Genomic DNA, 18298 nt, shown 5'->3' on the forward strand with positions numbered 1-18298 from the left:
CTGGTGCCGAGTGGTGCCGCACCCGGTCCTCGTCCTCGTGGTGGGTGCGCGACCAGGTCGCCGCGCCTCCGTGCCCGCCCACGGCCCCGGCTCAACGCACGGGGACACCCCCGGTCGGGTGAGGAAGCGCAACGGGGCCCGCTCGCTCCCGTGGACGAGCGGCCTGGATGAGATACGTATTCCCCCGTAAACCGGCCGTGCGGTGCGCGGCGGGATCCGTTCCACGTTCCACGAGAGGACTTCCGTGTTCCCCCGACGACTCGCCTTCACCTGTCTCACCGCGATGACGATGACGGCCCTCCTGACCGTCCCCGCCCAGGCCGACGCCCTGCCCCAGACCGTCGCCGCCACCGGTTCCCCCAGCGGCGTCACCGCGATCTGCCCCGAGGGCCTGCGCCCCGACAACGACTGGACCATCACCAACGGGGACGGCTCGCCGCTCGACCCCAACCACCGGCGGCGGTGGACCCTCAGCGAAGACGGCCGGGCCATCAGCGTCTGGATCGCCCCCTACCTCAACTCGCCCCCGCCGCCCTCCAGCATCACCCTCACCGTCCACTGCGTCTGCTGACCCGAGAACCGCGTCGGCCAGGGGGACGCTGACCACACCCCGGAGCACGCGGTCCGGCGCGGTGCCGACGACCCACCCCGCGGTGGCGGTCGGGACACCGCGCCGGGGCACGTGGTGCACGTGGTGGACGTGCTCGGGGAGGTGCTGGGGAGCACGTCAGGGGCAAACTCTGACGGTCAGTCAACACTCTTGCACCTACTCGGAATTGAGCCGATAGTGGTTGCCAGGTGCACATGAGACCGGCATCGAAGGAGCAGCGGATGCCCGCCCTTCCCCGTTCCGCCTGGTACGACCTCACCCGCGACATGAACTGGGACCTGTCGTACGTCGACGAGGAACAGGCCTTCCCCAGGGACGTCAGCAACGCCTACGGCGTCTCGGCCCGACAGTGGTGGACCTGGGACGAGCCGTACAAGATCACCTACCGTGAGTACGCGCACAACCAGGCGGGCAAGGACGCGGCCGTCTACGCGGTGAACCAGGTCGCCGCACGCTCCGCCGTCTACGAGCGCCTCGATCCCGGCTGGCGGGCCGCCGTGCTGGCCCACTACGGCGTGACACCGCTCACCGAGTACCTCGGGGCGATCGCGGAAGGCCGGATGGCCCGCTTCGGACGCGCCGCCGCCTGGCGGAACATGGCGACCCTCGGCACGCTCGACGAGATCCGTCACGCCCAGATCCAGGCGTACTTCGCCCACAGCCTCCTCAGCAAGGAGCCCCGCGCGGACTGGGCCCACCGGACCCTCCACACCCAGCACTGGGGAGCGATCGCCGCCCGCGTCGCCTTCGACGACACCTTCGGCGGCAACGACGCCGTGTCCACCGCGATCCAGCTCACCTTCGCCCTGGAGACCGGCTTCTCCAACCTCCAGTTCCTCGGCATGGCCGCCCAGGCCCTTGAGGTGGGCGACCTGGAGTTCGCCTCCCTGATCTCCTCCATCCAGACCGACGAGGCCCGCCACGCCCAGCAGGGCGAACCCACCATCAAGATCCTGCTCCAGGCCGGCCGCAAGGACGAGGTCCAGCAGCTCGTCGACGTGGCGTTCTGGCGGGTGTGGCGGATCTTCGCGCTGCTCACCGGCATGTCGATGGACTACTACACCCCGCTGGAACACCGCGACCAGTCGTTCAAGGAGTTCATGAACGAGTGGATCATCAAGCAGTTCAGCGACCAGTTCCGCGATCTCGGCCTTGAGCTGCCCTGGTACTGGAACAAGCACTTCCTGCCTGAACTGGACTGGTTCCACCACGCCGTACAGATCGGCGTCTGGTACCTGCGGGCCAGCATGTGGTGGGACCCCCACGCCGGGGTCACGGTGCCGGAGCGCGCCTGGCTCGAAGAGAAGTACCCCGGCTGGGGACGCACCTTCGGCCCCATGTGGGACCAGCTCGCCGAATGTCTGCGCGAAGGCCGCGAGATCCCCACCTCCCTGCCCACCCTCTGCCACGCCTGCAACCTGGCCCTGGCCACCCCGGCCGGCCACCGGGCCGGTCTCCTCGACTCCCCCGAGCCCCTGACCATGGAGCACGCCGGGCGGCGCTACTTCTTCTGCTCGCCGCCGTGCCGCTGGATCTTCTCGCTGCGCCCCGAACGGTACGCCGGGCACGTCACCCTCACCGAGCGCTTCGCCGCGGGAGACATCCAACCCCCCACCCTGGAAGGCGCGCTGGCCTACATGGGTCTCAAGCCCGGGGAGTACGGCGACGACTCCACCGGCTACGCCTGGGCCCTCGGCCGGAAGGAGCCGTGAGGTGAGCGCACTGACCGTCCAGGTGGCCGTTGACCACGAACTGTGTCTGCGGCTGGCCATGCTGGAAGACACCGACTCGGTCGAAGAGGCGGCCCGCAAGATCACCGAACAGATCCTGGGGGCCTTCGTGCCCGTGCAGGACCGCCCGCTCGCCGTCTCCCACCGGGGCCGCACCCTCGACCCCCGGCTCACCCTCACGGCCTGCGAGGTCGGCCCGATGGACGTGCTGCGCGTGGCGTACGCATGAGCCGAGAGACCGACTGGATCGCGGCCGCCGACGCCGCGGACCTGTGGGAGGGCGACATCCTGGGCGTCGAGGTGCGGGGCCGACCCGTTCTGCTGGTCCGGCTCCTGGGCGGGGATGTCCGGGCCTTCCAGGGGACCTGCCCGCACCAGGGGCTGCCGCTGGACGACGCGGACTTCGACCCGGACACCGACGTCCTGACCTGCTCGGGGCACCTGTGGGAGTTCGCCGCCACCACCGGCGCCGGAGTCAACCCGCTCTCCTGCCGACTGCGGCGCTACCAGGCCCGCGAACGCGCGGGTTCGATCGACATCGCCCTCGACCCGACCAGCACGGAGAGAGCATGACGCAGCCGACCGACGACGCGCCGAGGCTCGTGGGCCCGGTGATCCGCGGCATGGACGCCGACCTCGCCCAGGCGGTCATCGCCGCCGTGGAGAGGGACAACCCCGGCTTCGAGGTGTACGTCGTGGACCGCGGCGGGTACATCCGCGTCCACACCGTCGGCCGGTGCCGCCTGACCAGAGCGAGCCTGGAGGACGAACTCGGCCACCACTTCCCGCTGTCCAGGCTCGAACCCGCACTCGGCGCCTTCGCCGGCCGGATGGACACCACCGACGACGCGATCACCTGGTACCTGGAGAGGCAGGACTGACATGCCGAGCCCGAACCCCCGCCGGTCCGCGCCGCGCACCTGGAGCATGCTGGGAGACGTACGCCGCAGGCCCACCCCGTACGAAGTGGTCACCGCGCACTTCCAGTACACCTTCCGGCGCGAGCCCGCGCCGTTCGAGCTCGCGCCCGACGCCCCCCTCAACCGCTGGTACCTCGCCCACCGGGAGGGCTCCGCCTTCCAGGTCCCCACCTGGGAGGGCTTCCGCGACCCGCACCGGCTCACGTACAAGGACTACGTCACCCTCCAGCACGAGCGGGAGGTCCACACCGACCTGCTCATCGACGAACACGAGGCCGCCCGCTCCCTCCACACCCTCGACCCCTCCTGGGTGAATCTCCTGCGCACCCTGGCCGTCCCCCTGCGCTTTCCCCTGCACGTGCTGCAGATGACCGCCTCCTACACCGCCCACCTCGCGCCCTCCGCCTACATCACCAACTGCGCCGCCTTCCAGGCCGCCGACGAGATGCGCCGCATCCAACGCCTGGCCTACTGGACCAAGGCCCTGGCCACCGTCCACGACGAGGACCTCGCCACCACCGTCACCGCCCGAACCGCCTGGCAGGACCACGCGGCCTGGCAGCCCCTGCGCCGCCTCCTGGAGGAACTCCTGACGGTCCGGGACTGGGGAGAGTCCTTCGCCGTGCTCAACCTCCTCGTCAAACCGGCCCTCGACACCCTGGTCAACGACGCCCTCGCCGACCTCGCCCGCGCCAACGACGACGCCTTCCTGGCCGACTTGTGCACCGAGTTCCGTCACGACAGCCGTCGCAGCCGCGACTGGACCGGCGCGCTGACCCGGTACGCCCTGCAACAGCGCCCGGAGCTGGCCAAAGTGCTGCACACCTGGACGACACACCGCGACCCGGCCGTACGGCAGGCGGTCCAAGCCCTCGCGGAGCTGTTCGCCCAGGCCCCCGCCCCGGCCCCGCCCACGGATGTCCTGGGCACCGTCACCGACGAACTGACCGCCCTGCACACCGCCGCCGGCCTGACCCGGTCCTGAACCACGCAGATCCCGGCAACATCAAGCGCTTCGACCATCGGATCGCCGACGTCTCCGACGCCGCCGTCCCCATCCGAATCAGGGTCAACGCCAGCAGCCCGGACGCACGTCTGGTCGCCAAGTACGGGCGGGCCGCTCCCGAGGCGCTGGCCGAGTCCGCCCTGTGGGAGTGCTCCCTGTTCGAGGAGCGTGGCCTCACCGACATCAAGATCAGCGTCAAGCACCACGATCCGATGACGATGGTGCGCGCCTACGAACTGCTCGCCCGTTCCTGCGAATACCCCCTGCACCGGAATCGCCGTCCTGACCTCGCTCGGCCCGCGCACCCCTCGTCTGGAGATCGACTCCTGTCCGGGTCGCGGGCGCCTCCAGACCGACCTCTACGAACTCACCGCACGGGTAAACGCCGCCTTCCAAGGCTTCCCCCATCCTCTGCACATCGCCGTCATGGGCTACGTCGTCAACGGGCCCGGCGAGCCACGCGAGGCCGACATCGGTGTCTCCGCCGACAACGGCAAAGGCCAGATCTTCGTCAAGGGACACACGATCAGAATCGTCCCCGGACACGGTCCGGCATGGCCCGCGCCCTGCGTCCCTGCTGCCCGCATCTAAACGGAATTCTGCGTGCCTGGCACCACGACCAGGAAGTCAGCGCGAAATGCTACCCCGACGCGGCGCCAAAAGGCGCCTTCCCGCCTGTCCACAAAAGCTGGGACTTTTCCAGCTACGCCCAGGAAATCATGGAGAACATCGTCGGCGTCGACCATTTCGCGCTCCTCCATCGTCTTACCCGAGCACCCATGTCTGCGCCCGCGACCGCCAAGAAGTACACGCTGGTCTTGCCCCGCGCTCGTTCGTCTCCGCACTCGTGGAAGCGGGCCGTCGCCAGACTGTTGATCCGTGCGATGCTCACTCAGGTGTCCAGCGGCTCCCGTCAGGACCTTCGCGCTCTTCAGTACAAGGAGTACCCGGAGCGGCCACAACTCGCAGCGGGAGACGGCCCGATCGTCAAGTTCCGCCATTGGGCACGGACTTTCCACCCCGAACCGACGGCAAGCGGAGCGGTACCCTCGCCGCTCGGATCGAACGAGGGCCACGGCAGCCCGCAGCATTAGTCGCCCAGACACGACCAGGGCCCCTGTGCCGACAAGCGCTTTTGCGGCTAGCGTTCCCTCGATCCGGTGACGATTTCCCTGCAACGCGGAAACCTCCATGCCAGCCATGAGCACCAGGTCGAGGGCCGAGCAGCGAGGCCCGCATCATCGGCCTTTCACCGAAGGGGACGGCCGCACGCGACCCTTTCAAAGATGGACTGGGCTAAGAATTGGTGGCGTCCCGCCGAGTGGTGCAGCAGCGATCGCCTCACGACTCGCCAGTACCAAGGCGCTGGCCAGCAAGTGCTCTTGCGGGCGTCAAGATCGCGTCGTCACACCGCTCCGCGGGACCCGATCCAAGAATTCGAAGTGCCCGACCTGCCAGCCCCATCCAGCCGGAGTCTCATGTCCGCCCCGCCCCCGTACCCCCCGCACCCCTACGGCCCTCCGGGCCGACCTCCTCGGCGCTGGTGGCAGCATCCAGCGTTGATCATCGCCCTTCTGGTGCTCTTCGCGCCTGCCGGAATCCTCTTGGCCTGGCTGAGTCGCTGGACAGCCCGTACGAAGATCATCGCTACCGTGCTTTCCGGTCTCTGGTTCCTGCTCGTCGTCCTCCAGGACCCGCCCAAAAAGAAGGAGGACGACGCAACGCCCCGCCCTGCCGTATCGCCAGGTGCCACCGTCCCCGCACAGTCCAGCCCGAGCCCGAGCAGGACGCCGAACTACGTCGGACAGAACCTCGAACAGGCGAAGGCCGCCGCGTACGCCGACGGCTACAACGCCGTGTCGCACGACGCCTCCGACGGCAACGCAGGACAGTGGGACGACGACAACTGGAAGGTCTGTTTCCAGAGCGCTGCGGCCAAGCGAGTCGGCACGCTGCCCACCCTCGACTTCGGTGTAGTGCGAACCGGGATTCCCTGCCCGGCGAAAGACGGCGGCCCCATCCCGTTCCGGAAGATGCCCCAGACCGTTGGGCAGCCCTTCGTGAAGGCGATCGTCACCCTCAAGCCCCTGCGTCTTCAGAAGACCGAGCCGCAGAGCGCGTACATCGACGTGACCCTCCCCGACGCCGTTGACGATTGGATCGTCTGCTCACAGGAGCCCGAGGAGGGCGAGGAACTCCGCTCTCCGGGCATCACAACCGCATACCTCAAGCTGGTCGCGCCGGGAACCGCGTGCCCCAAGCCTGGGCACATCCGGCTCCACCCCGAGCCAAACGTCCCGGATGCCAGCCATGAGCCCGATCCTTCGCGCTCGGGCGGCTCCGACCCCGACGGGTCGTCCTCCAGTGGCGGCTCCGACGGAGGGAGCGCCTACTACAGGAACTGCGCAGAAGCGCGAGACGCCCATGCCGCGCCCCTCCATCTCGGTGAACCGGGATACAGACCGGGTTTGGACGCTGATGGCGACGGAACCGCCTGCGACCGCTGACCGCCGCCCCGCCTCCGCCCCCGGCTTCGTCCGAGCAGGGGGCGGAGGCGGCCTGCCGATGCAGTCCCGAAGGCGCTCAAGCCCGTCCGCATCGCCGTCACCCAGGACTCGATGCCGGCGGAGCCAGAATCCCACATCACATTAGGTTAGGCTTACCTAAGTTCCTCGCTTGAGGTTCTTCGCCCGCCTCCTCTGGAGAACTTGGATGCCTCCCTTCAGCACCCGCGCCACGCAGCCGTCCGCCGCCGAACGCGTTCGCTCGGTCCTGGCCGCCGCCCACTCGATGACGGTGGTCAGCGACGGGCACCACTTCGAGGTTCGCCGTCTCGACGACTCCGGAGCCATGAGCCGCTTCCACCTGCACGCTCCCGCGGAGAGGGGCGGGCCGTCCTTCTCCCACCGCGTCCCCGTACGGCTCGAACTCACCGACATCGCCCCGACCCTGGTCCGAGACCGACTGCGCGCCCGCGTCACCGTGACCGGGCTGCTGGCCGCGCCGTACGGGCCAGAGACGGCGGAGGACACCTGCATGGAGTTCGGGCAGGCCACCATCGAGGACGCCGAGGGGCGCGCATTCGTGTCGCTCGACGCCCTGGAGACCACCACGCTCGACCCCATCGCACACTGCGAGGCAAGCATGCTCACGCACCTCGTGGACGACCACGCCGAGTTGGTCCCCCTGCTGCTGCGCCTCGTACGGCCCCGGCCAACTCCCGGCATGCAGCGCGCCGTCCCCGTGGCCATCGACCGCTACGGGCTGACGCTCCGACTGGAGTACCCGCGCAGCCACCACGACGCCCGGCTGCCCTTCGCGACCCCCATCACGGAAGTCGAACAGGCCGGGCCCCAGATCCACGCCCTGCTCGCCGCGGCCCGCCGCTCCTCCCACCCCAACCGTCTGCCTGCCTGAGGCGACCCCCCGTCCGCCCCGGGGGACATGACCCGCGCCGCACTCCGGCCCGGGTCATTCGGCTACCGGCCCGGCTCCAGGGTGAAGAGGTTCATCCGGTACGAGTTGATGACGGGCGGGATCAGCCGCGCCAGCAGGGGCATGCCGTAGCGGTGGCGCCGCGGCCAGGTTCGGACCACGTCCGGCTGCGGGGTGGCGAACGTCCTGCTCTCGCGCAGCCTCAGCCCCCACCCCTCCAGGCCCTTCGGGTCGTCGCAGGTCCAGGTCATCCGTGCGTCGACGGCCTTGAACACCGGGTTCCGTTCCTGGTTGCGCATCATGGAGCCGCCTCCGGTGTCGAAGCCCAGGTCGGCCCCGGGGAAGCGGTCCGCCAGAGCCTGCACGACGGACCGGACCTGTTCCTCCTCGAAGTAGAGGAGGACGGCCTCACTGACGAAGAAATAGGGCCCGCCGCTCTCCGCGACCGTCTCGAACCAGTCGGTGTCCAGCACCGAGGCCGCGAGGGTCGTGGTGCGTTCGGAGTCGGAGAGGAACCGCTGCCGCAGCTCCACCGTGTCCGGCAGGTCGAGGTCGAACCAGCGCGCCCGCCCGTTGTCGAGGCGGCGCGAGCGGGTGCCCAGTCCGGCCCCGAGTTCGACCACGGTGCCGTCGGGGTGCTCGGCGAGGAACCGGCTCACCCACCCGTCGAAGATCGCACTGCGCAGCACGGAGCCGCCGAGGGAGGGGCCACGGAACTTGGCGAAGTCGTAGTCGATGGCCTCGACCATCCGCAGCGCCTCGGTGTCCTTGAGGATCGAGTGGCGGGCCTGGGCGTCGAGCGCGCGCCCGTACAGCGGAATGAGCAGTGTCTCTTGTACGGTGCCGAGCCGTACGGCTTCCTTGGTCACTCGATCACCATCCGTGCGAAGTTAGGGTTACCTAAGTAAGCCTAGGCTCGCGTCGACGAAACCTCAACTCCCTTACCCTCAGGGCACTCTCACCCCCGAGGGCCAGCAGGTTGAGCGCACAGCGAAGGCCCCCGACCGCGCTGGCCGAGGGCCTTCGCTTGACCGGTGGCTACATGCCGCCGTTCATCTGCTGGTAGAAGATGGCACGGTTGAGCTGTTCGTCGGTCATGTTGTTGACGTTGTCGACGAGCTTCTGTGTCTGCTTGGTCGCGAAGCGTTCGACGGGGTTCTTGATGACCTCGCCCGCGACGCCCCCTTCGATCTTGCCCATGAGTTTGCTGTCGCCGTGGGCTTCGGCGAGGTCGCCAGCCTCTTCGGAGATGAAGGCGGTGGTGGCGATGCGGGCGAGCTTGCCGACGCCTCGCGCTATGAGTCCGTATTCTTCCGGCTTCTCGTCTTTGGACATCGTGCCTGCTTCTTGAGTCCGGACATGATTCGTCTACCTACCCATACGACTGATAGAGAATGTCTCACTTTGTAATAACTCGCGGCCTTTTCCCGCGCGCTGGCCTCTGCTGCCCCTTCGACCAGTCGCTCCCCATTGCCGCACGCCGCCTTGGAGAGCACCCCGGGCGCCAGCTGGTCGGAGCCCAGATTGCCAGCCTTGGGGGCGCCCACGCTTCCACGAGCCTTTCAGGGAGACCCGCCTGACGAATCATCAGAGACAGCGCACCGCGGCCGCACTGTCCGACCAGAGCCAGTTCACGGGCGCGTACCGCTTCTTCAGTGCGGTGCGTTCGCGCCCGTAGCCCTTCAGCGCGTTCTCCACGGTCACGGCCAAGTCGTCCAGGTCCCGTGGCACGGGCACCCGCAACAGCACGTGCTGCTTGCGGTGCGCGAGGAGCAACTCCCCTGCGGGCGTGCACTCCAGCAGAGCGAAGTGCACGAGCGGCTTGAACGGCTTCTCGGCAGTGGACATCCGGGCGCGCAGCATCCCGTCAGCGCTCCATGCGTACAGGCCGTAGCGGTTGAGGTGGAAGGCGCGGGCGCGGTGCGGATCAGCGACCAGGGTGAAGTCGAAACCGGTGAACGGACTGTCCTCGCGCAGATGCAGGCCGCCCAGTCGGCCCCGCAACAGCCCGCGGTCGTCGACGACGGCGAAGCTGAACTCCTGCCCCCGGTTGGTCGAGCGGTAAATCTTCCCGAAGACCGGGACGACGAACAGGTCGTCGCCCAGCGCTGCCGGGCGGCTCATCGTGGAGTCGAGGTAGCCGTAGAGGCTGCCGCTGGTCCCGGTGAGCCGCGAGAGGGCTTCGGTCAACGAAGGCGCGGGCCGGTTGCCGCGCCCCACCGGCTCGTCGCCGTAGCGCACGTGCGCGTACCAGTCGGCCTCGCTCTGGGAGTCGGTGCGCGAGTCCAGGGTCGCGACGGCGCGCAGCACCGGCTTGCGGTCCTGGACGAGTCCTGTGACGGGTTCGGAAACCGCGACGATGTTGGAATGGGCGCCGGCCCAGTTGCTGAGCCCGTACTCGGAGGTCATGCAGAGCAGTCGACCGGCGGGGGTGACGGCGATCGACGCGGCGAACGGATCGTCCCCGGCGTCCTGCCGCGCCTCCCAGCCCCAGGACATCGGCCAGGAGACGCGGACCTCGTCCAGGTCAGGGGAGAGCAGATGGGTACTGCCGGGCCTGGAGCTTACGGCGACCGTGCCGTCCGGGAGGACGGCCAGTGTCGTGCCCTCGCGCTCCGGTACGGCCGACGGGGCACCACCCGGCACCGCCTGCCCGAACACGGCGGTGGCGATGGGCTTTCCGTCGGATCCGTACCGGGTGACCAGCTGGTAGCCGAAATCCCGCTCGGCGGGGTCGGCCGAGTCGGCGGCACGCCTTCCGACGCGACGCAGGCCGCTCAGTACGTACGTGTCGCCGGCCGCCGTGCCCACCGCATGATCGGCCCTGAACCCCCATCCGCCCGCTTCGGGGTCGAGACGGTGAACGTCCAGCAAGGACGCGGGCACGGTGATCGGCAGCAGTGTCATTCCGCCATCCTCTCCCCTGCCGCTGACAACGGTCGTACGCAGTCACGGGACGGCCAGGGTCTCGGACGGTGTTCTCCCGGGCGGATCACGGGGGCTGAGGCCGGGTGAATCCAGACAGTAGGTGTCGGGTATCAGCGCTTTGCTGGACGCCATGGAAAACCAGACATCCAGTTGGGCGGAGTTCGAAGCCGCCGAAGCGGAGTTCGCGGATGCCGTGAGGAAGCGGTTCGCGCGGTACAAGCACCATGTCCTCGCGACTCTGCGCGCGGACGGCCACCCCAGGCTCACCGGCCTTGAGGTGGACATCCGCTCCGGCGAGCTGTGGCTCGGCATGATGCCGAACTCCCGCAAGGCCCAGGACCTGCGCCGCGATCCGCGCTTCGCCGTCCACGCGAACCCAGGGCCGGACGCGGGAATGACCGATGGGGACGTACGGGTCAGTGGCCGGGCAGTCGAGGTCACCGACGCCGAGGTGCTTGCGCGGTACGCGGACGACGTTCACCCTCCGCAGCCGTTCCATCTCTTCCGTACAGAGCTGGCGGAAGTCGTGCACACGCGGGTCGACGACGACGAGTTGGTCTTGCGGGTGTGGCAGCCCGGCGCCACCGTACGCACCATCCGCAGAGGCAACGGCGCCGAGCCACCGCGCGAGGACACCAACCGGACCGCTTCGAGCGAGTAGGTCGCAGCCGCTCGTCGACGGGCCGTAGTGAGCAGGTCCTCCAACCGCGTCGACCGGAGCCGAGGGCGTCAAACCGGCGCACGGGTGCGCGGCTCCGGGCCGTCGCGATCCTGTGCGCCGTTGCCTGGCCGACGGGGACGGGAAGCCTGCCCGCAGCACTGCGGAGGAGGAGGCTCGTGATGGCCAGTGGGTTTCAGCGGTTGAAGGTCCAAGCGATGTTCGACGCGCTCGACGCGGACGGCAACGGCTATCTGGAGGAAGGGGACTTCGAGGCGCTGGCAGCGCGGTGGGAGCTGTTGCCGCGGGTGGCCGCCGGACCGGAACTGGCCGCCCGGGTCCGTACGGTGATCATCGGTTGGTGGCAGCACCTGTCGGCCGCCAACGGCGGCTCCCGTGCCGAGCGGATCGGGATGGACCGGCTGATGGCGGTGGTCGACACCCTGCCGACCATGCGGCAGGCGGTCGCGGCGACGGCGGACGCCATCTTCGACGCGATCGACGAGAACGGGGACGGCAGGATCTCCCGTGGTGAACACGGTCGGCTGATCGACACCTGGCACGGCCGGAGCATCCCGACCGGTGACGTCTTCGACCGGCTCGACCAGGACGGCGACGGCTACCTCAGCCGTACCGAGTTCGCGGTGCTGTGGACCCAGTTCTGGATCAGCGACGACCCGGCAGAGCCGGGCAACCTGATGTGCGGACCCGTCGCCGGTACCTCTGCCGCCTGAGGCCGCGGCGAAGCAACCGGACACGCTCCACCGGGCGCACCAGGCGGACCGGGCGCACCTGACGGGCCGGGCGCACCGGGCCGCCATGAACTCCGGTGCGTACCCGTCCGTACCAGGTCGTGACGACGTCACAGCAACCGGTCGACCAGCCCGTCGATGTACTCCGGGGTGAGCGGGACCAGGCCGAACAGGACGCGGATGTACATCGGGGCCAGGACGTGGTCGAGCACTCCGAACGCGTCGGGCGGGCTCTCGCCGCGTTCGTCGGCCCGGTCGAGCATGGACTGCAGTTGCCGCATGCGTTCGGCGCGAAGGCCCTCCGCGGCCTCCAGGCCCTGTTTTCCGTTGCCCGACAGAGCGACGGAGAGGCGCACCAGCGCCAGGCCGTCGGGGCCGGTGATCTCGCGGGCCACATTCGCCGCATAGGTGCGCAGGTCACCGGCCAGGCTCCCGGTGTCGGGCATCGGTGACTGCGCGTTGAGACGGGTGAGCGTCACGTCGGCGAGCAGGTCTTCCAGGCTGCCCCACCGGCGATAGATGCTGCTGTCGGCCACGCCCGCGCGGGCCGCCACCTCGCCGACGGTGAAGTTGCCGTAGCCGCGTTCGCCGACCAGGTCCGTGACGGCCTGGTGCACCACGGCGCCGACGCGGGCACTGCGCCCGCCGGGCCGCCGGGCCCGCTGTTCGTCGTTCATGCCCCCACCTTAACGCAGTTATGACTTGCGTTTGTGGGGTGACCCTCCCTACAGTCCACTAACGCAGCCGACGACTGCTTTAGCGTGCTCGGGTGTCGCCGTCCGCGTCGACCGCGGCCGGGCGCGAACAACGATCGGGAGGAACCCCCATGGGTACATCGCATGCGGCCGCAGGCAGATCGAACCGGTCCGTACTGCTCACGGTGACCTGTCTGGGCCAGTTCATGGTCCTGCTCGACAACACGATCGTCGGAGCGGCGCTGCCCGACATGCAGCACCGGCTGCACACTCAGTTGACCGGTCTGCAATGGATCGTCGACGCTTACGTACTGCTGGTCGCCATGCTGCTGCTGTCCGGCGGCATCTTCGCCGACCGGTTCGGCCGCAAGCGGGTGTACTTGACCGGTGTGGCGGTGTTCACCGTCGCGTCGGTGCTGTGCAGCCTCGCGCCCTCGCTCGGCTGGCTGGTCGCCGGGCGGGTGCTGCAGGGCATCGGGGCAGCGGCGCTGAGCCCCGCCTCGCTCGCCCTGCTCACCGCCGCCCACCCGGTGCCGCAGGAACGGATCAAGGCGATCGGCCTCTGGGCCGGATTCAGCGGCATCGGCCTGGCGGCGGGCCCCGTGGCCGGCGGCGTGCTGACGGATGCCTTCGGTTGGCCCGCCATCTTCCTGATCAATCTGCCCATCGGCGTGGTTCTCCTGCTGGTCGGTCTGCGCAGCCTTGAGGAGTCCCGCAATCCGAGTGCCCCCGCGATCGACGTCCCGGGGACGGTGCTGTCCGTCCTGGGGGTGGGGGTGCTGACCTACGGGCTGATCGAGGGTGGTGCACGCGGCTGGACGTCGCCGGTGATCCTGGCGAGCTTCGCCGCCGCGGCGGCACTCCTCGCCGCCTTCGTCACTGTCGAAGCACGCCGTTCCGCTCCGATGCTGCCGTTGCGACTCTTCCGGCAGCGCCTGTTCACCGTGTCCAACACCGCCATGGTGGTGGTGGGGTTCGCCCTCATGGGTTCGTCGTTCTTCTTCTCCCAGTTCTTCGTGTACGTCCAGGGCAGCTCGATCCTGCGCGCAGGTCTGCAGACCCTGCCGGTGTCCCTCGCCATGGTGTTCGTCAGCCCGTACGCGGGCCGGCTGGCCGCGCGCTACGGCTTCCGGATCGTGGTCACCACCGGCCTGGCCCTGGCCGGCCTGGGGCTGCTGGCGCTCGGCGTGGTGCACGCCGACACCGGATACGGGAACGTGTGGTGGCGACTGGCCGTGGTCGGCGTCGGCTTCGCCCTGACCCTGCCCCCGCTGACGGGAGCCGCCATCCACGCGGTCAGCCCTCAGGAAGGCGGCCTCGCGTCCGGCATCAGCAGCACGACCCGGCAGATCGGCGCGGTGCTCGGCGTGGCGGCGCTCGGAGCCGTCGTCCGCACCCGCCAGTCCGGCGGCGCTTCCTTCGAAACCGGCCTCAACAGCGCCTTCGTCACGGCCGGCGCCATCACCTTGGCCACTGCCGTGGTCACCGGCCTGTGGCTGGCGCACTCCAAGCCCGCGGAAGGCTCCGCGGTCCCGCGGCGCCCCACCGGTCCAGAGACGGTCGCCACCCCGGGCGAGGCATCCGCGAACAGTACGAACTAAACCGCTGTCACGGCGCGGAAAGGGGCGCCTCCTCCGGTCCGAAGCGCACGTGGCAGCCCCGCACGAGACAGCACCCGCGGCGGAGCCTCCAGAAGGCACGCGGGCCCCGAACCGTACCGTTCTGGACGTGAGCCGCGGCCTTCATGGTCTCGTTGGTGCTCCGCAAGCGCAACGCCTGAGTCGGCTGACCACCAGCGTGCGAGAACTCGAAGCCGCTGCCCGGCGCTGTGCAGCGCTCGGTACCGTTGCCGGTTTCCGCCCAGTGTGCCTGGACGTTGGAGTTCATCGCACCGACCGCCCCGACGATCTGGAAGCAGGTGACAGGGGAGAGCGTCGAGGCTCCGCACACGGACTCCGGCCCGCCCCCGACCACCGCGCCCGCTGGACAGGTCAACCACCTGCCGCAACTCCCACCGGAACGACGGCGGTCGGCCCTACCATCGCGGGATGACCTCCCCACCACCCTCCCACCGCCGGTCCCTGGGCACCGGCCCGCAGCACCACCCCGGCGCCCCCGCGGCGCTGCCGTCCTCGAACCCGGATGCCGCCCCCCGCCGTACGGTGCGCGCGACGGAGGCCGACGTGCAGCCCGCCGCCCTGTTGTACCGCCCCGGACAACTCGCCGACGTCGCCGTCCTTCGAGCGCGCGGGGTCCTCGGAGGCACACCCGACCCACCGGCCGAGACGCGACCCCGACTGCCGCGCCGCGCACGGTAGGTCACGGCGGTCCGCCTTCGGAGACGAGCCGTCGCGTCGACCGCTGAACCGGCCTCGGTCGCCGTGCCTTGCCCACAGAAGCGGGTGCGGACAGGGCATCGGCCGGGCCCCGGCGACAGCCCGGACCGGCCTGGTGACAGCGCGGACCGGCCTGCGAACAGCCCGGCGGGCATCTGGCGCGCCTTCAGCCGCGCGGCTCTCGACAGCGGAGAAGTGGTTGATGCGATTCCGCGCAAACTCCCTATCGCGGGCGATCTTGCGAATGCCACGATCAGCGCGGCGTATCCGCCTCGTGTTCGTCTCCTGACCGAAAGAGTGACCTGCAGCAGATGCGAAGATCCCTCGGCGCGGCGCGCCGAACCGCCGGTGCGGCCGTGCTCTCCCTGGCCACCGCCCTCACCGGACTCGCCTTCCCCGCCACCGCGCAGGCAGCCGTGACCTGCTCGGCCGGTGTGTGGAAGGCCCAGTACTACGCCAACACCTCCTTCACGGGCACTCCGAAGTCCACCGTCTGCGACACCTCCATCGCCGAGAACTACGGCCAGGGGGATCCCGCGGGCGTCACCCTGCCGCGGGACAACTTCGGCGTCCGCTGGAGCATGACCCGCAACTTCGGCTCCGGCGGCCCCTTCGACCTCGCCGTCACCGTCCAGGACGGTGCCCGCGTCTACCTCGACGGCACCCGCAAGGTCGACCTGTGGCGCAACGTCACCCGGGACCAGAAGAAGACCACCCGCCTCGTCATCCCGCGCGGGGTGCACACCCTGCGGGTGGACTTCGGCGCCTACACCGGCGCCGCCAACATCGCCTTCTCCCACAAGCCCGTCATCGGCGCGGCCCACGACAAGACCGCCCCGCTGAGTCCGGCAGGCCTGAAGGCCGGTTACGCGCCGGCCACCCTGAAGACGAGCCTGACCTGGGCCCGCAACCACGAGCTTGACCTGGCCGGCTACCGCCTCTACCGCCGCGCAGGCAGCTCCGAGGCCTGGAGCCTGCGCAACACCGCTCTGATCACCGGCAACACCTTCACCGATACACCTCCGGCGACCGGCGCCACCTACGAGTACGCCCTGCGCGCCGTCGACCGCTCCGGCAACGTCTCCCCGCTGACCGGCGTGACGCGCGTCGTCAGCGCGGACAGGACGGCCCCCGCCGCCTGCACCGGACTCACCGCCACGTACGACGAGTTCGGCGCCCGGCTCTCCTGGTCACCGGTGAGCGGGGCCAGCTCCTACGAAGTGCAGCGGGCCCTCGCGCCCGAGGGACCGTTCTTCTCCCTCGACGTACCCACACAGAGCCCCTCGCTGACGGACGTCGGCGCCGTCGCGGGCACGACCTACCACTACCGGGTGCGGGCCCTGGACAGCGCGGGCAACGCCTCCCCGTACTCCGCGCCCGTCCAGCTCGACACGCCTGTCCTCGAACCCGCTCCCCGGGCACCCGCGGTCGTCTCCGCCAACGGCTGGATCGACCGCAACACCGTCGGCTGGAAGTACGACGGCGATCCGGCCCACCAGTTCCACGTCTACGCCGCCGAGTCGGCCACCGGCCCGTGGACCCGGCTGACCGCGACCCCGGTCACCGGCCGCGCCTACGACGACTTCACCGCGCCGGTCAGCCAAGTGCGTTTTTACCAGGTCAGGACGGTCGCGGCGGACGGCACGGAGTCGGCCGCGTCGACGACGGCCTCGGCCACCCGCACCGGCGACCTCACTCCGCCGCGCATGCCGCACGGCCTGGACGCGTGGAACGGCACCGATGGCGTGCACCTCTCCTGGACGGCCAACACCGATGACACGGACCACTACCTCGTCATGCGCAAGCCGCTGCTCGGCGCGTGGGAGCAGATAGCCGTGGTGCAGGGTGCCAGGTACGTGGACGCCGACGCCCCGGTGGACGTGCAGTTCGGCTACACGGTCCGCGCCGTCGACGCGGCGGGCAACGTCTCGCCCATGCCCGAGCCCGGCTACGGCACCGTCTACGGCAAGCGCCTGCCGGTCAACGAGAAGCCCGCCGCGCCCGCCGCGCTGACCGCGACGGCCGAGAGCGGCAACGTCAAGGTGGAGTGGACCGCGAGCACGTCGGCCGATGTGGCCGGCTACTACGTCTACCGCACCACCTCTTCGGACCCCGCGACGGCCTACGCGGTCTCTCCGCTCCTCACCGGGACGACGTTCACGGACAGCAACGTGCCCGCCGGCAAGACGTGGCACTACGTGGTGCGCGCCGTCAGTACGCGCAGCATGTGGTCGGACTTCTCGCCGATGGCCGAAGTCACCATCGGCTGCCCGGTCATGACCGCACCGCCCACTCCCCGGATCACCGGGGGCGGCAGGGGCGCGGACTCCGTCCGGCTCAACTGGGAGGCGGGAGCGTGCGACCAGGGTGCCACCGTCTCGTACAACGTCTACCGGTCCACGTCCGGATCGGACGTCTTCACCCCTGAGCGTCGCATCGCTTCGGGTGTGACGGCCCTGACGTACACGGACCTCGGTCTGGCGCGCGGGTACTACCACTACGTGGTCACCGCCGTGGCCGCCGACGGCACCGAATCGGCGCCGCAGGCAAAGCCGTTCGAGATCTCGCTGATGGCGCCCTGAGGCCCAGACGCGCGGTTCGATCCCTTGGCCCTCGTGGTCCGGGCGCTTCACGCGTCCGGACCGCGAGGGCCTCTGCCGTTGCCCGGACCCGGAGGTACGGCCACGGGACGAGCCCCCGAGGCCGCTGGCCGCCGTCCTATCCGTCCGTGTCGAACGAATCAGCCGCAACCAGCTCCTGGACGAACGTGCGGAAGTCCGCGGCCAGCGGGAGTTCCGTGCCGTTCTCCGCGTCGAACCACGTCACGGACGGCTCCCCGTGCTCTCCGCGTGCCCGGTAGTCGAGAGCGATCCACCAGTGGCCGTCCCCGGAGAGCAGAACCAGAGGAGACGGCAGACCCCACTCCCCCACCAGGTAGGCCGAGTCCAGCAACGACAACTGGCCGTCGCGACGGCCGATGCCCATCAAGGCGTCGAGCGGCACATGGTCCTCGCTCCACGAGGTAGGCGCCACGGTCGGGAACGCGTTCCACGACTCGGCCACCAGCCCGCCGTTCTGGACCCGCAGGACCTCAAGCAACGAGGCCGGCAATCGGACGCCGAGCCGACGCTCGGCGTCACGCACGACCTCATCGGTCAACGAGGGCTGCACCCCGTACAGCCCCTCGCCCCAGAACGTCGCCTTGACCTCATCGAACCGAGCCACGAA

19 protein-coding genes and 1 pseudogene are annotated in these 18298 nt (G+C 69.7%); 15 read left to right on the forward strand and 5 right to left on the reverse strand.

Annotated elements, in window-relative coordinates; translation table 11 throughout:
- The first annotated feature begins 244 nt into the window (after nt 1-244).
- The 10 genes and pseudogenes from ACIBNE_RS23245 to ACIBNE_RS23290 all read left to right on the forward strand — a co-directional run bounded on the left by ACIBNE_RS23245 (nt 245) and on the right by ACIBNE_RS23290 (nt 7683).
- A complete protein-coding gene (locus ACIBNE_RS23245; protein WP_399274449.1) occupies nt 245-571 on the forward strand; it encodes a hypothetical protein in 327 nt (108 codons plus the stop codon).
- Between the two features lie 260 nt (nt 572-831).
- Entirely contained in the window at nt 832-2322 is a 1491-nt protein-coding gene (locus ACIBNE_RS23250; RefSeq protein WP_399274450.1) for a YHS domain-containing protein, read from the forward strand.
- A gap of 1 nt (nt 2323) precedes the next feature.
- Nucleotides 2324-2569, forward strand: coding sequence for a toluene-4-monooxygenase system B family protein (locus ACIBNE_RS23255; RefSeq protein ID WP_399274452.1), 246 nt, complete (start codon nt 2324-2326; stop codon nt 2567-2569).
- A complete protein-coding gene (locus ACIBNE_RS23260) occupies nt 2566-2913 on the forward strand; it encodes a Rieske 2Fe-2S domain-containing protein (protein ID WP_399274454.1) in 348 nt (115 codons plus the stop codon). The genes ACIBNE_RS23255 and ACIBNE_RS23260 overlap by 4 nt, the downstream gene beginning before the upstream one ends.
- Nucleotides 2910-3221: an MmoB/DmpM family protein gene (locus tag ACIBNE_RS23265; protein WP_399274456.1), complete on the forward strand. Its 312-nt coding sequence runs from the start codon at nt 2910-2912 to the stop codon at nt 3219-3221. The genes ACIBNE_RS23260 and ACIBNE_RS23265 overlap by 4 nt, the downstream gene beginning before the upstream one ends.
- Nucleotide 3222: 1 nt before the next feature.
- Nucleotides 3223-4245 (forward strand): hypothetical protein, encoded by a 1023-nt coding sequence (locus tag ACIBNE_RS23270; protein WP_399274458.1) that lies wholly within the window; start codon nt 3223-3225, stop codon nt 4243-4245.
- Nucleotides 4246-4253: 8 nt separating this feature from the next.
- Nucleotides 4254-4806 (forward strand): annotated as a pseudogene (locus tag ACIBNE_RS23275) (flavodoxin-dependent (E)-4-hydroxy-3-methylbut-2-enyl-diphosphate synthase); the annotation flags it as partial.
- A 14-nt stretch (nt 4807-4820) separates the two neighbouring features.
- Nucleotides 4821-5360 carry a hypothetical protein gene (locus ACIBNE_RS23280; protein ID WP_399274460.1) on the forward strand — a complete coding sequence of 180 codons (540 nt, stop codon included), beginning with the start codon at nt 4821-4823 and terminating at the stop codon, nt 5358-5360.
- A gap of 465 nt (nt 5361-5825) precedes the next feature.
- Nucleotides 5826-6773, forward strand: coding sequence for an excalibur calcium-binding domain-containing protein (locus ACIBNE_RS23285; RefSeq protein WP_399274462.1), 948 nt, complete (start codon nt 5826-5828; stop codon nt 6771-6773).
- 205 nt (nt 6774-6978) lie between these two features.
- Nucleotides 6979-7683, forward strand: coding sequence for a DUF2470 domain-containing protein (locus ACIBNE_RS23290; protein ID WP_399274464.1), 705 nt, complete (start codon nt 6979-6981; stop codon nt 7681-7683).
- A gap of 62 nt (nt 7684-7745) precedes the next feature.
- Here ACIBNE_RS23290 and ACIBNE_RS23295 read toward each other — a convergent pair whose 3' ends face one another.
- The 3 genes from ACIBNE_RS23295 to ACIBNE_RS23305 form a co-directional block, all read right to left on the reverse strand.
- Nucleotides 7746-8570: a class I SAM-dependent methyltransferase gene (locus ACIBNE_RS23295; protein ID WP_399274466.1), complete on the reverse strand. Its 825-nt coding sequence runs from the start codon at nt 8568-8570 to the stop codon at nt 7746-7748.
- Nucleotides 8571-8739: 169 nt separating this feature from the next.
- Nucleotides 8740-9036 carry a hypothetical protein gene (locus tag ACIBNE_RS23300; protein ID WP_399274468.1) on the reverse strand — a complete coding sequence of 99 codons (297 nt, stop codon included), beginning with the start codon at nt 9034-9036 and terminating at the stop codon, nt 8740-8742.
- A gap of 252 nt (nt 9037-9288) precedes the next feature.
- Nucleotides 9289-10608: a hypothetical protein gene (locus tag ACIBNE_RS23305; RefSeq protein ID WP_399274470.1), complete on the reverse strand. Its 1320-nt coding sequence runs from the start codon at nt 10606-10608 to the stop codon at nt 9289-9291.
- Nucleotides 10609-10759: 151 nt separating this feature from the next.
- Between ACIBNE_RS23305 and ACIBNE_RS23310 the strand changes: the two genes are divergently transcribed.
- Together ACIBNE_RS23310 and ACIBNE_RS23315 are read left to right on the forward strand one after the other, a co-directional pair.
- Complete coding sequence (locus ACIBNE_RS23310; RefSeq protein WP_399274472.1) at nt 10760-11290, forward strand: pyridoxamine 5'-phosphate oxidase family protein; 531 nt, start codon at nt 10760-10762, stop codon at nt 11288-11290.
- Nucleotides 11291-11469: 179 nt separating this feature from the next.
- Nucleotides 11470-12021 (forward strand): EF-hand domain-containing protein, encoded by a 552-nt coding sequence (locus tag ACIBNE_RS23315; protein WP_399274474.1) that lies wholly within the window; start codon nt 11470-11472, stop codon nt 12019-12021.
- A gap of 128 nt (nt 12022-12149) precedes the next feature.
- Here ACIBNE_RS23315 and ACIBNE_RS23320 read toward each other — a convergent pair whose 3' ends face one another.
- On the reverse strand, nt 12150-12716 hold the full coding sequence (locus tag ACIBNE_RS23320) for a TetR/AcrR family transcriptional regulator (RefSeq protein WP_399274476.1): 567 nt from the start codon (nt 12714-12716) through the stop codon (nt 12150-12152).
- Nucleotides 12717-12865: 149 nt separating this feature from the next.
- Between ACIBNE_RS23320 and ACIBNE_RS23325 the strand changes: the two genes are divergently transcribed.
- The 3 genes from ACIBNE_RS23325 (at nt 12866) to ACIBNE_RS23335 (ending at nt 17652) form a co-directional block, all read left to right on the forward strand.
- Nucleotides 12866-14335 carry an MFS transporter gene (locus tag ACIBNE_RS23325; protein ID WP_399274477.1) on the forward strand — a complete coding sequence of 490 codons (1470 nt, stop codon included), beginning with the start codon at nt 12866-12868 and terminating at the stop codon, nt 14333-14335.
- A 447-nt stretch (nt 14336-14782) separates the two neighbouring features.
- On the forward strand, nt 14783-15052 hold the full coding sequence (locus tag ACIBNE_RS23330) for a hypothetical protein (protein WP_399274479.1): 270 nt from the start codon (nt 14783-14785) through the stop codon (nt 15050-15052).
- 329 nt (nt 15053-15381) lie between these two features.
- Nucleotides 15382-17652: a fibronectin type III domain-containing protein gene (locus ACIBNE_RS23335; RefSeq protein WP_399274480.1), complete on the forward strand. Its 2271-nt coding sequence runs from the start codon at nt 15382-15384 to the stop codon at nt 17650-17652.
- 136 nt (nt 17653-17788) lie between these two features.
- On the opposite strand, the gene ACIBNE_RS23340 is transcribed toward ACIBNE_RS23335, so the two are convergent.
- Nucleotides 17789-18295: an SMI1/KNR4 family protein gene (locus ACIBNE_RS23340; protein WP_399274482.1), complete on the reverse strand. Its 507-nt coding sequence runs from the start codon at nt 18293-18295 to the stop codon at nt 17789-17791.
- Between the last annotated feature and the right edge of the window lie 3 nt (nt 18296-18298).

This window comes from Streptomyces sp. NPDC050504 (genome assembly GCF_044458065.1).
Classification (GTDB): Bacteria; Actinomycetota; Actinomycetes; order Streptomycetales; family Streptomycetaceae; genus Streptomyces.

Coding starts and splice junctions, on each gene's coding strand:
- ACIBNE_RS23265 (WP_399274456.1), top strand. CDS start 2,910: ATGACGCAGCCGACCGACGACGCGCCGAGGCTCGTGGGCCCGGTGATC.
- ACIBNE_RS23290 (WP_399274464.1), top strand. CDS start 6,979: ATGCCTCCCTTCAGCACCCGCGCCACGCAGCCGTCCGCCGCCGAACGC.
- ACIBNE_RS23250 (WP_399274450.1), top strand. CDS start 832: ATGCCCGCCCTTCCCCGTTCCGCCTGGTACGACCTCACCCGCGACATG.
- ACIBNE_RS23305 (WP_399274470.1), bottom strand. CDS start 10,608: ATGACACTGCTGCCGATCACCGTGCCCGCGTCCTTGCTGGACGTTCAC.
- ACIBNE_RS23310 (WP_399274472.1), top strand. CDS start 10,760: ATGGAAAACCAGACATCCAGTTGGGCGGAGTTCGAAGCCGCCGAAGCG.
- ACIBNE_RS23335 (WP_399274480.1), top strand. CDS start 15,382: ATGCGAAGATCCCTCGGCGCGGCGCGCCGAACCGCCGGTGCGGCCGTG.
- ACIBNE_RS23325 (WP_399274477.1), top strand. CDS start 12,866: ATGGGTACATCGCATGCGGCCGCAGGCAGATCGAACCGGTCCGTACTG.
- ACIBNE_RS23260 (WP_399274454.1), top strand. CDS start 2,566: ATGAGCCGAGAGACCGACTGGATCGCGGCCGCCGACGCCGCGGACCTG.
- ACIBNE_RS23270 (WP_399274458.1), top strand. CDS start 3,223: ATGCCGAGCCCGAACCCCCGCCGGTCCGCGCCGCGCACCTGGAGCATG.
- ACIBNE_RS23315 (WP_399274474.1), top strand. CDS start 11,470: ATGGCCAGTGGGTTTCAGCGGTTGAAGGTCCAAGCGATGTTCGACGCG.
- ACIBNE_RS23300 (WP_399274468.1), bottom strand. CDS start 9,036: ATGTCCAAAGACGAGAAGCCGGAAGAATACGGACTCATAGCGCGAGGC.
- ACIBNE_RS23320 (WP_399274476.1), bottom strand. CDS start 12,716: ATGAACGACGAACAGCGGGCCCGGCGGCCCGGCGGGCGCAGTGCCCGC.
- ACIBNE_RS23280 (WP_399274460.1), top strand. CDS start 4,821: ATGGCCCGCGCCCTGCGTCCCTGCTGCCCGCATCTAAACGGAATTCTG.
- ACIBNE_RS23330 (WP_399274479.1), top strand. CDS start 14,783: ATGACCTCCCCACCACCCTCCCACCGCCGGTCCCTGGGCACCGGCCCG.